Origin of the sequence: Exiguobacterium sp. UBA7533, from assembly GCF_002479335.1 — a bacterium.
Taxonomy (GTDB): Bacteria; Bacillota; Bacilli; order Exiguobacteriales; family Exiguobacteriaceae; genus Exiguobacterium_A.
In genome coordinates this window covers 158,208-172,957 of the sequence record NZ_DLMP01000005.1, presented here as the reverse complement: position 1 = coordinate 172,957, position 14,750 = coordinate 158,208, and the positions used below count along the sequence as shown (strand labels likewise).

Annotated in this window: 11 protein-coding genes and 1 pseudogene; all 12 read right to left on the bottom strand. The window is 44.0% G+C overall.

All coding sequences use genetic code 11. The features are described 5' to 3' along the window. Positions 1-22 precede the first annotated feature (22 nt). The 12 genes and pseudogenes from B2U10_RS08265 to B2U10_RS08210 all read right to left on the bottom strand — a co-directional run bounded on the left by B2U10_RS08265 (position 23) and on the right by B2U10_RS08210 (position 14,740). The gene (locus B2U10_RS08265; protein WP_290786707.1) at positions 23-2,467 is read right to left on the bottom strand and encodes an ABC transporter permease; all 2,445 of its coding nucleotides are present in this window, start codon (positions 2,465-2,467) and stop codon (positions 23-25) included. Beyond that, positions 2,464-3,207, bottom strand: a pseudogene (locus tag B2U10_RS08260) (ABC transporter ATP-binding protein). The gene B2U10_RS08265 and the pseudogene B2U10_RS08260 overlap by 4 nt, the downstream one beginning before the upstream one ends. Positions 3,208-3,692: 485 nt before the next feature. Then, positions 3,693-5,753 (bottom strand): beta-galactosidase, encoded by a 2,061-nt coding sequence (locus tag B2U10_RS08255; RefSeq protein WP_290786705.1) that lies wholly within the window; start codon positions 5,751-5,753, stop codon positions 3,693-3,695. 36 nt (positions 5,754-5,789) lie between these two features. Beyond that, positions 5,790-6,605 (bottom strand): sugar ABC transporter permease, encoded by an 816-nt coding sequence (locus B2U10_RS08250; protein WP_290787654.1) that lies wholly within the window; start codon positions 6,603-6,605, stop codon positions 5,790-5,792. Between the two features lie 38 nt (positions 6,606-6,643). Then, on the bottom strand, positions 6,644-7,900 hold the full coding sequence (locus tag B2U10_RS08245) for a carbohydrate ABC transporter permease (RefSeq protein ID WP_290786703.1): 1,257 nt from the start codon (positions 7,898-7,900) through the stop codon (positions 6,644-6,646). Positions 7,901-7,975: 75 nt separating this feature from the next. Further along, positions 7,976-9,244 (bottom strand): sugar ABC transporter substrate-binding protein, encoded by a 1,269-nt coding sequence (locus B2U10_RS08240; protein WP_290750730.1) that lies wholly within the window; start codon positions 9,242-9,244, stop codon positions 7,976-7,978. A gap of 115 nt (positions 9,245-9,359) precedes the next feature. Further along, positions 9,360-10,352, bottom strand: a complete 993-nt coding sequence (locus tag B2U10_RS08235; RefSeq protein WP_214854065.1) for a LacI family DNA-binding transcriptional regulator — start codon at positions 10,350-10,352, stop codon at positions 9,360-9,362. Positions 10,353-10,636: 284 nt separating this feature from the next. Continuing rightward, entirely contained in the window at positions 10,637-11,059 is a 423-nt protein-coding gene (locus B2U10_RS08230; RefSeq protein WP_290786701.1) for a cytidine deaminase, read from the bottom strand. Positions 11,060-11,069: 10 nt separating this feature from the next. Continuing rightward, entirely contained in the window at positions 11,070-11,840 is a 771-nt protein-coding gene (locus B2U10_RS08225) for an ABC transporter permease (protein ID WP_290786699.1), read from the bottom strand. Further along, complete coding sequence (locus B2U10_RS08220) at positions 11,837-12,538, bottom strand: ABC transporter ATP-binding protein (RefSeq protein ID WP_290786697.1); 702 nt, start codon at positions 12,536-12,538, stop codon at positions 11,837-11,839. The genes B2U10_RS08225 and B2U10_RS08220 overlap by 4 nt, the downstream gene beginning before the upstream one ends. 96 nt (positions 12,539-12,634) lie before the next feature. Next, positions 12,635-13,075, bottom strand: a complete 441-nt coding sequence (locus B2U10_RS08215; RefSeq protein WP_290786695.1) for an NUDIX domain-containing protein — start codon at positions 13,073-13,075, stop codon at positions 12,635-12,637. A gap of 39 nt (positions 13,076-13,114) precedes the next feature. Then, positions 13,115-14,740, bottom strand: a complete 1,626-nt coding sequence (locus B2U10_RS08210) for a M3 family metallopeptidase (RefSeq protein WP_290786693.1) — start codon at positions 14,738-14,740, stop codon at positions 13,115-13,117. Between the last annotated feature and the right edge of the window lie 10 nt (positions 14,741-14,750).

The window sequence follows — 14,750 nt, the reverse complement described above, 5'->3', positions numbered from 1 at the left end:
CCCCCGGTTCACTTGCCTATACTTACTGTTTCAATTCGTGAACGAGGTTTTCCTGCTTCCGTCGGGTGACGAACCAAGCGATGGCTAGGACAAGCACCACCAAACCGGCAATAGTTCCAGCAATCGTCGGGACGTTGAGATAGAATGATCCTGTATCATCAATCCGTGTCACGAAGATTGTCGCACCAAGACCACTGATCAGTCCAAAGATGATGCCGCTCCCAATGAACAAGAGCATTTGAATGAGTGTCAATTGACGCAGCCTGTTTCGAGTCAGCGCAATCGTTCGTAGCAAGGCATACTCGCCTCGTTTTCCACTCACGAAACTGAGTAAGGCGTTTGCAAGTCCGAACCAGACGGATCCACTCATGACGACAAGCGCAATGATGAAGACGAACCAACGTTCCGTCGTTTGTTGCTCCGCATCATGAAGCGTGTCAGATAGTCGATTCATTTGCAATGTCGGATAACTTTGCGTGATCTCTGATAATTTTTTTGTCACTTGCGCCTTCTTTAACTCGGATGGAACGTCGATAAAGACATTCAAGATGTGATCGCTTGGTTGCCGTAGCTCCTCGTTCCGCCAATCCACGAGGATGTCTGGTGTTATCTTCTTTTCGATTCCAACGATTCGGAATTGACCGAGCGAAACACTTCGTTCTTGTTCCCCGTCCCATCGACCGAGCGGCAACGTATCGCCTTTTTGGAGACTGTGTTTTTTAGCGAAGGTACGTGAGATGATGATTCCGTCTGTGTCACTCGTCTGTTCTCCCTCTAAGACGTCAAGACGACGATAGTCCGTCACTTCGTACTCGATTGAGACATCTTCCTGAGGCAACTGGTATTCAAAGGAGCTTCGAGACGATAGGAAGGTCGCTTTTGCGCCAGGTAGGTCCGTTTCAATTTGCCGAATCAATTGTAGCGGGTCTCCTTGCGATCCTTCATCTAAACGACTCTTTAAGACGACCTCCGTCGGATATTGGCTGATGATGTACTTCCGCTCGTTTTGTTGCACCGTCTCAAGGAACGTCGATCCGATGACGACGATGATCATTAAGACTTGAACGATCAGCATCAACCAGGCATTTTTCCGAAGTTGCGGCAACACGCCCCGGAAGGCGACGAAACTCGTCGGTCCCGCTAACCGACGAACGATCGGTTCCGCTCGATGGAGCACTCCTTTCAAGAGGAGCGGCGTCGCGAGATACATCGTCAGTAAAAAAGCGACGGTCGCACCGAGCCAGGCGATCGCCCGTGACCCACCCGTACTGGCAATCACTTCAGCGAATAATACTAAGCTGCCGGTCAATCCACTGCTGAACAGGACGAGACGTTTTCGCCGGGTCGGTCGTGACGCCGTTTTCAGATTTTCTCGCAAAACGTGGAGTGGTAACACATCCCGTTTTCGATAAGCCGTACTCGCGAGCAACAGCAGAATTAACAAGGCACTACCGAACGTTACGAGCATCAAGAACGCTCCCTGATCAATCATGAGGGAGACGATCATTTTACCCTCTGTCGGCCATACGAGTTGACCAAGTAACGGTAAGCAAATACTGCCTAGAATCGTAAGCATCATTCCGGCTAAGACAATCAACCCAGATTGAACGAAGAACAGCTGGAACAGTTGTCGTGTTGTCGCTCCAAGCGTCCGCATGATCGCAAATTGGACAGCATGTTTGCGTAAATACAAGTCGAAGTTCGCCATCAAGATGAAGCCGGAGACGACAAGGATCAGTACTGACAAGATTCCGATGTAGCCGTTCAGCGCCGGTGAGAGCGCTTGCCCCTCCGCAAGTTCAACCCGGAGCTTCGGATTCGCTTTGACGAGTGTATCGGCATAGTGGACGAAATCCACCTCTTTTTTTAGATTGAGCAAGACGGCTTTCGTTTCGATTGGATGGTTCTTTTTCAGATCAGCATACGAAAGCAAGACTTGATCTTGCGAAGCTTCAGATGTTTTTGTATTTGGTAAAATCTCACGGATTCGATACGTCGCTTCTCCAACGCGAAGCGTTTGTCCGACACTACGATCAAGCGACGTCGCGAGTCGAGCTGACACGATCGCTTCTCCCTGTTTCAAATCGTTCGTGAAATGATACCGACTTTTCGCCAGGGCATCCGAATGAACTCCCATCGTTTCCACGTCGGCCATCGTTTGACCAGCGACGCGCGCTGTCGTCTGTAAGATCGACTCTGCGTCCAAGACATCGTGATCCTTTTTAAGTTGCTCAAACACGGACTGATCCGCCTGCTCATCTTCAGGTGTATATTTGACCGTCAGATCGACTTGACCGTATCTTTGTTCACGATCCGCTTCGATTGCGGCTTGATTATGTAGTAAAAAAATGACCATCGTTAAGACGAGACCAATCGAAATCATGACGCTTCCGATTGAGGTCAATAGAATCATCGGACTTTTACGGTACAGTCGGTGAGAAAGACGGAAGAGATGTTGTCGTTTCATACAGCCCCCACGAACTGTTCGTATGTTTCTAAGATCGGTGCCACGTCTCCGGTCGACAGCTGATCGGCGACGATCTGTCCATCATGGAAATACAGTACACGTTTCGCATGAGCAGCTACGGTCGCATCATGGGTCACGAGCAGGATGCTCGTCTGTTGTTCGCGATTGAGTTCTTGAAGCAATTGCATGATTTCAGCAGATGTCTTGAAATCGAGGTTACCCGTCGGCTCATCCGCTAAGATGATCGGTGGTCGACTGATCAAGGCACGTGCGATTGCGACACGTTGTTGCTGTCCACCCGACAGCTCTTGCGGTCGATGATTGTTCCATTTCGTCAGTCCGACTCGTTTGAGCCAAATCTCTACCTCTTGATTGATCGTTTTGTCATCCATCCCCTTCAACATCAATGGTAAGGCGATGTTCTCCTAGACCGTCAAATCATCGAGCAGGTGAAATGATTGAAAGATGAACCCAATGTGTTGCTGACGGTATAACGTCGCAGCAGGTTCAGTGAAGATGTCGCGTTGCCGTTTTTCTTTTAAGGTCAACGTTCCACTAGTTGGTGTGTCAAGTGCCCCTACTATATTCAATAGTGTACTTTTTCCGGAGCCACTTGTTCCCATGATGGCGATGAAACCACCTTCTTCTAACGTGAAGGAGATTTGTTTTAATGCCTCGACCGTTTCTGTTCCCCGCGTATAGGTTTTTGATAATCGTTCTATTTCTAATAAACTGTCCACCAAGATCCCTCCAGCAACATGATATCATTATAATAACCAATATAAGTATTTTTTAGAATTAAATACATAAAAAGCTGTTATACGCAAATTATCATGGGAATAAAAGGAATTGTACTCATTTGAACGAGCTAGTCCTAATAAGGAAAAAGCAAACATACAAATTAGAAAGTAAGTGAATAGATGATTATTACGTTAGATCACTACATTCAAGAACAGAAGGTTTACTCGAAATAAAAAACACGAACATCGAACACTCTTAGTTGTTCAAGGCAGTTTGGAATTCGATCAACTCGAAATCAAGTCAAAGACAATTTAAGCCGATTGACTATTACTTCGTAAACTCGAAAGGACCTCCTTACCGAATGATAAGGAGGTCCTACGTTTTTTCAATTTCGATAACGATTCACAACACAGTCTCGTTTTCTGAGTTTATTTTATACAATCCCTTCCACCAGATATCCACAATACACTTTCAAACAACATTGTTATTCGGCGCTACACTTCACAATCTTTACTTCATACGGTTGTAGTAATACATTTCCGATGAGTCGTTCTCCCGTCAAATAGTCTTCGACTGGTTTTTTTAGTTCAATCGTTTTGCGTTCTTCCGAAAAATTCATGATAAATCCGTAGATAGACGACGCATCGATTCTCACCTGCACCGAGACACCTTCTGGATGTTCAATCTGAAGAGGCGATAGCAAATTCAACGAAGAGATGATTTCTGCATAAAAATCGTTTTGGAATCGCTCCTCCAACCTTCCACCAATGTACCAAGCGACGCCCTCTCCGTGATTATTCCGCGTCACTGCCGCTGTGTCAGCATAAAAGTCTTCTGTATAAACTCCAACTGTTTCAGCTGTCACTACTTTCAAGACTGTCGCATAATCCTTTAGTTCATATGTCTTATCGCGGAACTTCACTCCATTTTTATCCATTGGGTATAGCGTATCGTTTTCAACTGGCTCGATTCCGAACATCGTTTTTAACTCACTTGGCCATCCACCAAAATAAGTTAAGTCAGATTCATCAACTAGGCCGGTCAAATACGTCGATATGAGAGTCCCACCTTGCGCGACGAATCGATTTAACCGTTCGATTGTCTCTTGACTGATTAAATAAAGCATCGGAACGATCAACAGTTTGTAACCATCAAAATCTTGTTCTTTTGTAATGACATCTACCGGAATATCACGCTCGTAAAACGCCCGGTAATGTTCTTGGAGTGTTTGGGGATAACGCTTCGTGTCATTCGAAAATCCTTGCGCATCGTCAAATGCCCAGTTGTTCTCCCAGTCGTATAAAATCGCAACTTCGGCTGGACGATGTGTACCAACGACTTCATCTAAATGTTCTAACAAACGACCGACTTCTGCAACTTCTTGAAAGACACGATTTTCAGAACTTCCATCATGATCGACGACTGCCCCATGAAATTTTTCAGATGACCCTCGAGATTTACGCCACTGGAAGTAAAGTACGCTATCCGAACCATGGGCAATCATTTGCATCGAAGATAACAAATGCATTCCTGGTCGTTTAGCTTTATTGACAGGATGCCAATTAACGGCACTCGGCGTCGATTCCATTAACAAGAACGGTTGTTGTTTTAGATTACGAAATAGATCGTTAATAAATCCGACCTTCATCGCCAAACGACTCGTTGACTCCCTGTCGTTATGCCAAGCTGGATACGCATCCCAGCTCACGACATCAACATATTTCGCGAACTGACTATAATCAAGCGACTGGAAGGGAATCAAGTCATCCGTATCTGCCATGAAATTGGTAGTCACCGGTATATTCGGAGTCACTTCGCGTAATGGCTGAATTTCATTTTGATAGAAATTAATGGTTTGATCCGTGATAAAACGACGCCAATCTAAATTTAAGCCGTGGACCATGCTTTCGCCGATTGGCGACGGCGATTCAATCTGAGACCACTCATTGAACGTATGGCTCCAAAATGCTCCCCACCAAGCAGCATTCAGCCGATCAAGTGTTTTATATTTTTCTTGTAACCAGATACGAAAAGCGGATTGGCATTGATCACAATGACACTCTCCCCCGTATTCATTCGAGATATGCCACATCAATAATGCCGGATGTTTCCCATAACGATTCGCCAATAGTCGATTGATGTGTTGCGTTTTTTGCCGATAAACACGCGAACTGAAACAATGATTATGACGTCCGCCATGAAGCTGTCGAACCCGTCGTTCATCGACGCGCAATACTTCAGGATATGCTTGCGATAACCATGCGGGTCTCGCTCCACTCGGTGTCGCTAAAATTACATTTCCACCATTTTGATGAATGTCATCTATGATTCGATCCAACCACTCGAACGTGTAAACCCCTTCTTCCGGCTCTAATGCACTCCAGGCAAAAATGCCGATGGAGTACGTATTCGTATGAGCGAGACGCATCAATTCGATATCTTGGCGTAAGACATGCGGAACATCCAACCATTGATCTGGATTATAGTCTCCACCATGGAGCATTCGCCTAGCAGACGTTACATAAGATTTACCTGATTTCTCCATAGATATTCCTCTCCTAAAAAAACTGATTTCTATCTATTACCCTTTTGTTCCACCAGCCGTCAAACCGGCTACGAAATGCCTCTGGAGCAGAACGAAGACGACAGCGATCGGAATACTAATCAAAATCGCACCTGCTGCAAATGTCGTATAACTTGCTCCCATCGCTTCATTCACTAAGTTAAATAGACCGATGGGTAATGTATAGGATTCTTGTGTTCGAAGTATCGTCGATGCCAAAACAAAGTCTCCAAGTGGTCCGGTGAACCCATTCATCGCAATGACCGCTAACATTGGTCGACATAATGGCATGATGATTTGAAGGAATATTCTTGTATTACTTGCACCATCCAACTTTGCACTTTCATCTAAGTCTAATGGAATTGAGTCCATATAACCCTTCATCAAGTACGTATTCATCGGAATTTGCCCGCCTATGTACAATAAAATTAACAACCAATGGCTGTTCATCATCCCTAGAATTTGCGCTAGCACGAACAACGCGATTAAAGCCGAAAATTGAGGAATCATTTGAAGTAACAAAAATAAAGTCAATGCTTGATTACGTCCTTTGAAACGAAAACGCGAAAAAGCATATGCAGTGAAAGAGACACTAATGACAGTTCCAATCATCGTAAACAAACTGATTTTCAATGAGTTCATGTACCACTGACTATATTGAAGGCTTTCTTTTCCAGCAAATAATTCGCGGTAGTGATCAAGTGTAGGATTTTTCGGAATGAGCGATGTACTGACCAAACTATTTCCTGGATTAAAACTCGCACCAATCGTCCATAGGAGTGGATAAAAGATGGCGAGCGATACGACTAACAAAATGACATAGGTGATCGTCATACGAATGAAACGTAGTCTTTTTATATTCGACACTAGCGTCACGCTCCTTCCTTAAACGAATTTGTTCGTCTAAACTGCCAAAGCGCAATTGTAATGACAAAAATCGATAGTAAAATCGTTAAAGCCGCGGCTAGTGCATATTGACCTGATTGCATCGTCAATTTGTAAATCCAAGATACGAGAATATCGGTCCCTCCCGCATTCGATCCAGGTACAGACGGACCACCACCATTGAACAGATAAATGATATTGAAGTTGTTGAAATTAAATGTAAACTGCGTAATGATGATTGGCGACATCGCAAGTAATACCATCGGCATCGTGATGAAGCGGAATTTTGCAAAGAATGAAGCGCCATCGATTGTCGCCGCTTCATATAAATCTTCAGGAATCGATTGCAAGACTCCTGTCGTGACAAGAAACACATAGGGAAAGCCTAACCACCCTTGCATGAATACGAGTGCCACCCTTGTCCACTTTTCGTTCGTCAGCCAAGGTATGGCGTCGATGCCAAAAAATGCGAGGACATCGTTGTTAATTGAACCAAAACTATCATTGAATAGTCCCGCGAATACTAGAATCGTCACGAATCCTGGAACTGCCCAAGGAAGGACGAATATTGTTCGAATGACTTTTTTAAAACGAACTTCTTTCTGGTTGACAAGAACCGCTAAAAATATCCCGACTGAAATTTGTAAGGTCGATGCGACTAATGTCCAAACAATCGTCCATGACAACACATCAAAGAATGTCGATCGCCATATATCGACTGTGAATATTTGAACAAATGTAGAAAAACCGACCCAATCAGCTAATTTTGCTGGTGGAGAATGATAAAGATCATAGTTCGTGAAGGCTAAAGCAAAACTAAATAAAATCGGAAAAATAACCGCAAAAATCAAGAGAAACAATGCTGGACTACTTACTAAATAAGGGTATCCTTGTCCAATCAGGTTCAAGTAATCTGATTTGAATGAACTTATATGTAATCCATCGTCTCTTTTTTGTCCTGTTCGATATGCATCTCGAAGATTATAAAAATATAGGGCAAGACCGAACATCAATACAATAATAGCGATGATACCTTGTGCTAGTAAGAATATAGAGTTGTCTCGCGGCACTTCCGTACCAAGCGTCATGATACCCCACAACCCCATATTCAACAAGTCAGCGAACGCAATTAAAAATGCAATACTTACCGTAAATAACAACACGCCTTTAATCCACTGACGATGATACAATTGCCCGAGTCCGGGAATCACTGACAAAAGCATACCTATTCTACGATGTTGCACGCCTTTCACCTCTTCACAAATTATTTAGCAACAGACTGCATCAATGGGCTAACCGACGGATCGGAGTCATCCTTCTCATTTTGAGCTGTGCTTCGCTTTAATTTGTCCTTCAATGGTATCAACGGCTTGAGTCATCGCCTGTTTCGGTTCAGCTTTTCCTGTTGCGATGGTTTGGAGGGCTGCATCGACTGGCTTCCATACTTCATTCATTTCTGGGATATTCGGTGTCAACTCAGCGAATTTTGATTGTTCTGCCACGGCTTGAGCTGCTGGACTTTTTGTAACGATCGGGTCATTCGCCAATGCACTGATGGCAGGTACTTCTTTAGTGATTTCGAAGCGTTTTTTTGAATTTTCTTCGTTCGTTAAATAGAGCGCTAATTTTTCAGTAAGCTCTGCGTGTTTTGAATAGCTACTAACGTTATAACTTTTTACACCTAAAAATGAACTCATATTTTTCCCATTTTCAAGCTCAGGAAGTTTGGCGACCCCAAAATCGATGCCCGCTTTCTCAAATGGTCCAACATTCCATGGACCAGAGATGATAGCTGCTGCCTTTCCTTCCATAAACAGTGATTCCAAAACGTTAATCCCTTGTTCACCAATAATTCCCGACGGAAACAGCTTCTCCTTGTAGAATTTTTGAATGTGGTTTGCTCCTTCGATTGCGCCAGCATTCGCTAAACCGATGTCTTTTGTGTCGTATACTCCACTTTCCGAACGCTTGAATATGTAACTGCCATATCCACTCATGACACTCTGCGCATAATAAACTTGGTCAAACAATGCTAAAAAACCGAACGACTTTTCAGTTTTCATCTTTTTCGACAATGTATACCAATCTTCTATCGTTTTAGGTAACGCTTTATCTGAGACTAATTTCTTGTTGTAATATAGAATCGTCGTCTCCACAGCTTTAGGCACGCCGTAAATTTTGCCCTTGACGATTTGTGAATCAAGTGCAACATCCGTATATTGAGACTGGACTTCTTTCGGAACCTTTATTTCTTTTATGATTCCTTCCGTTACTGCCGTTCCGATTTGGTCTCCAGGCATAGTCAATAAATCGGGACCTGTTCCGGCAGGTCCGTCCAACCGGAGATCTTCAATTTGTTTTGCGTACGGTTTTTCAACAACTTTGATGTTAACATCATTCTCTTTTTCAAATCGTTTCACAGCAGACTTGATTCCTTCGCTTTTTTCGATATCTTCCCAAACAATCAATTTGATTTTTCCATTTTGAGTCTCTGTATTTTTTGCTTCATCTTGCGGACCACACGCAGCTAACGACATACTCAATACAAAACCACTAAGCACAGCAGAATATTTTAATTGTTTTTTCATAAAAAAACCAAACCTCCTTAGAGAATTGTAAAACACAAATGAAGGCGCTTTAACAAATAAAATATAACACCCTAAAAAGATTTAGTAAATAATTTTAGTAAAAATTTTACTAAAATTAAATGGTGCTCTTTCTCATAATTAACTCAGAACCTATATACAATGTTTTTACTACTTTTCGTTTTTCAATGATTTGTTCAAGTAATAAGTGAATCGCGTTTTTACAAATTTCTTCAATATCAATATTGAAAGTCGTCAAGGGAGGCGAAACATACTTCGCGATACTCGTATTATTCACACTGATCAGGCTGACGCGGTTCGGGACATCAATTTGTTTTTCGTGAAGTGCTTGCAGACAGCCGACGGCGATTGGATCTGCCGCTACAAAAAAAGCGGTTGGCATATTTTCACCAAGGCGTTCAATCGCTTGACTCATTAAAAAATAGCCATTATCAACTGAAAAACCATGATGACAGAAGATAAATGTCTCATTTAGCATTCCTTCTTGCTGCATATACTTACGAAAAGCACGTTCCCGCCCATCCATTTCTTCTACATTTGTATCAGCATTCTGAAAAGTTCCACCGATAAATCCAATTTCTTTATGTCCCTGCTGCTTCAGAACTTCTATTGTCTTTCGTGTGATTTGGTCAAGGTCTGGACGCACCGAATCATAGTGTTCAGCATCTGGTGTCGAATCTATGAAGACTCCATTAGTCGTCAACTCTCTTAAATATTCCAGTTCTCGATCCATAAAAGAACCCACTGCAATAAATCCCTCGATGTTTAGCGGAATCTTTTCAATCCCATCCGCTACTTTGTAGGTCGTTAACTCCATGTTATTCTCCCTAGCCAATCTCTCGATCGCAATTCGCATCGTGTGAAAATAAATATCTTCAAGCTCCTCTTTATCTGTCAACCAATACAAAAAAGCAATATTTTTAACGAGTGATTTCATCGTCTTTTTTTTGTAACCAAGCTCTTCAGCCACCTCAAATATCCGCGTTCGCGTCTCATCACCAACCGATAAACTTAAATCATTATTTAATACTCGTGAAACTGTCGAAATGGAACAACCTACTTTTTTAGCAATATCTTTAATCGTCGCCAAATGATAACACTCCTTTTAAATTTAGATTCAAGTAAAATTTTTAAGTAAAATTACAAATTTTATATTTTAAAATTATACCTTTCTTTTTTTATATTACTTCATAATTCATAAAAAGAGGAAGGAAACCATAATGAGAAGAAAAGAATGCATTAACGATGTTGAGCTTTTTTCAATTACAAAACTAAGTGTTCTACAAAAAGAAAAACGAAGAAACTACACATCTCAGACGATGATAGTTCCTTCGTTTCTTTTTTAAATCAACAAATTTTTTTCCATTCTTATAATCACGAACGAACATATTTAAGTGGAATTAAGTCTGCAATCCGCACTTTCGTCAACTGATCGTCGATCTTCAAGAGGACAAATGCGTCCGGTGCATAATCAGAAATCAATTCGCGACACATGCCGCACGGACTGACGACATGAATCGTTCGGTCCGTCTCATCCGAATAGGGATGTCGAACTGCGACGATCGTCTCAAAATCTGTCAATCCATCCGTGATGGCGGAACCGATTGTGATGGCTTCCGCGCACACCGTCACTCGTCCGATATAGGCTTCGACGTGAACGCCCACTTTCGTCGCGCCATCTTTCGTCCGTAGAGCAGCTGCGACGTGATGTTTATCGTCAGCATAGCGGCTTTGAATCGTTTCGGTTGCTAGTTCGACCAGTTGCAGGTCGGCTTCTGTAATGGGATAAGTCTGCATAACGTGCTCCTTACATATCTTTTTTCTTATAGGTCAAACCGATGAATTGTGCTTTTTCATTGAACAGTCGACGGTAGGATAGAAAACCAACGAGGACCGATGCCATCGCTGCCGTCGTCAAAATCAGGAATAAGATCAACAGTTGATAGAGGACTGCTTCCATCGGATCCGCGCCACCGATGATCAACCCACTCATCATCCCAGGCAATTGGACGAGCCCCATCGTTTTTTGCGCTTCGATCGTTGGAATCATGCTTGTCCGGATCGCGCCTTTTAAGCTCGTATCAATCGCTGTCTTCGCGTCTCCACCAAGTGAAAGAATTAGTTCGATGACCTCGTCGCTCCGTTCGACCTCGTCCTTGAACTTATTAAGGAACAACAAGGACAAAATCATACAGTTCCCGATGACCATCCCGCTGATTGGAATGACTTGCTGGGCTTCAAACGGAATGATTCGTAACCCGAGCAAAATGCCCATCGTCAATGCTTCGACCGCAATCAGTGTGAACAAGATGATCCACTGGATCCCGGGAATCCCGTCTCCTTTACGGATGACGTTGAGTGTCGCTGCACCGATCATCAACAAAATCATCAGTAACATGAAGATTGGACTACCGCTTTCAAAGACGAACGTCAGGATATACCCGATGATCAAGAGTTGGACAATCGATCGAATGGTCGCAATGATAATGTCCTTCTCTAAACCAAGCCGTAACGTCCGCGCTAAGACGAGGGGGATCAAAATGAAGATCAGCGAAGTTGCCAATTGGAGGTAACTCATACCGATTCCCCCTTCAAAAATGCTTGCGTCTCTGCTTGACCCTTTGAAACGAGTTCTTTAAAAGCACCAGACTCGATCAATCGACCGTCTTTTAAAAACCAGACGTCGTCGCTGACCCGCTTGGCTTGCACCAAGTCATGCGTAATCCAAATGATCGTCGTCTGCAACTCCTGCTGTAAATCAAGAATCAGCTTCTCAATCTCCTGCACCATCCGGTAATCAAGGCTTGCCGTGATTTCGTCGAGCAACAGGATGTCCGGTCGATTGACGAGGGTCCGCGCAATTCCGAGTCGGCTTCGTTCGCCACCCGATAAGTCTTTGACCGGTCGCTCAAGTTCGACGGATAGCTCAACCTGCTGTAGCAAGCGTTCCGCCTCTTCGCGTGGTAACGATTCCCCGATGATCGATTTCGGTAAATTAATATTATCGTAGACGGTACCTGGAATCATCGGCGCGCTTTGGAACGCCATTCCGATCCGTTTGCGGACGTCGAGCAGATTCATCTGCTCGAGTGGTTCGCCTCGAAAACAAATTTCGCCGCGATCGGGAGAAATAAGTCCGTTGATGTGTTTCAATGTCGTGGATTTTCCGGCACCACTCGGTCCGACGAGCGTCGTAATGACACCTTCGCGGAACTCACCCGTTATTTCGTGTAAGATGTGTTGATAGCTGACTTCGTCAAACGTAAGAATCGACATACTGTGTGTTCACCTGACTTTCTACAAATTTCGGGTAAGGCTCCTGTAATGTTGTACCCGAAAATCCGGCACCTTAGTACGTCAAGCGACACTTCCTTACGCGTGAATGATCTCTCCGGCAAAATCATACGGTACCGTTCGACCAGCAAAAAGCGACTCTTTTGACGCTTCTGGTAAATTAAGATGTTTGAACGCTTCTTCACGGTCCATCCAGACGAGTCCGGAAATTTCTTCTGGAACATTCGTCTTCAATTGACCGGAAGTGATTTCTCCCGCGAAGAAGAAAAACAGACAATGTTCCCCCGCTTGCGGGAAGAATGCTTCCGCCACATGAACGATATCCCCTGGAATGATGGTAAAGCCCGTCTCCTCCAACACTTCGCGTGTGATTGCAGTATGTAGCGTTTCGTCATGTTCGACGGTTCCTCCCGGCAGTGTATAGTAGTCACCGTGTTCGCCACGGTTCTCGACCATCAATATCTGACTGCCTGTAGTATTGAATAACGTCGTATAGACAATGTTTTTACGTATATTCATGTTCGTCCTCCTATCGTTTTGTACATCTGTCGCTCCGGATTAAGACTTTCTCTTTTTAACATCTTCATCGTCTAATTGATCTAACTCATTTATCCAAGCTTCGATTTGACCTTCTAGAAATGTCAGCAACTCTCTCATTTTCGCATCATTCGGTAAGAATGACACACCCGCTCTCGCATAAACCTCTTGAAGCGAATGGGTTTGACTGAGCGCTAAAGCTGCAAGGAAGTCCTTCATCGTTTGGTCAGGATCTTTCGTATAACGGTGATACAACTGAAGAGCGGCAAGCTGCGCTATAGCATACTCAATGTAATAGAAAGGCGTCTCAAAGAGATGAATGACACTCATCCATTCGAGTCCTTTCCAATCAGGCGTTTCCGACCAATCGAGGATGTCCGTATCATAGGTCTCCCGGAGACGTGCAAAAGAAGCTTGTCGTTCTTCCGGCAGATGGTCAGGGTGAGCATAGAGCCATGATTGAAAACGATCGACGATGATCGTTTGCGGCAAGAACTCCACTATCGAACGGATCTGTTCGAGTTTCGCTCGGGCAACGTCTCTTCGATCTGGAATCACTTGGTGCCACTCGTTCATCGTCAACAGCTCAAGTGACATGGCGGCGAATTCCCCTACTTCGAGCGGAATCGGTTGAAGTCCATCATACGTCTCTTTCATTGCATCGTGATGGACGGCATGCCCCATCTCGTGCATGAAGATGACGAGATCATCGAATGTCTGCATACGATTCATGAACAAGAATGATTGACGTTCGACGGGTAAATACTCACAAAATCCTCCTCCAGCTTTGTTTGAACGGGCATCGATATCGAGATGAACCGCTTGGCGCATTTCTTGTAATATGTCAGCAAAAGACGGATGAACGCTCTCAAGAATCGCTTGTGCCTTATCTAAAAATGAAGCGTCAGAACCGGTTATGCGATGATCAATCTGCGTATAGGCCGATTGCCGGACGTCCCACGGATGGAGCGCCTGTTTGCCAAGAAACGTTTGTTGCTCGAGCTGAAATTGCTGTTTAACCGGTCGGAAATAAGTTTGAACGATGCTGGCGTAATGATTGACATCCTTGCTTGAATAATCGATACGACCAAGCTCCGAAAAAGCCAATTCTTCGTAACCCGCCTGATGGCTTGCAGAAGCACGCACTTGTCGCAAGTCGACAAGTTGCGAAAATAATCGTTGAATGACGGATTCATTCGTCCGGAACGCTTCTTCAATCGATAAGAATGCTTGTTTCCGTGTCGGCTCATCTGCATCAAATAAGGCGGCATAGAGATCAGAAACCGCTTCTCCTGATTGTGTCAGCATCGTTGCCTCAATCCGAAGATACTCTTGGATGAGACGCGCTTCCTCTTCCGTTACACTCGTCGCTCTGAGTGACTGTTTCCAGAGTGCTCGCGTTCGGAGTGGGACATCGTCGCGAGAGATAAGATTCATTTTTACCGAACGTCTTAACGTATCGAGTTTGTCTGATAGCTGCTGACGTCCTTGTTCGTATGTATTACTTGCGTCCGAGTCTGTCACGTCTTGGAGATAGGTGATTTTTTGTTTGAGTAGTGTCTCTTCGATTTGTAGAACCGAAGCGATTCGGCACGCAACATCCTCATCATGATAAAAAACATCGTTTACAGATGACTGAGATTTCATCGATGTGTTT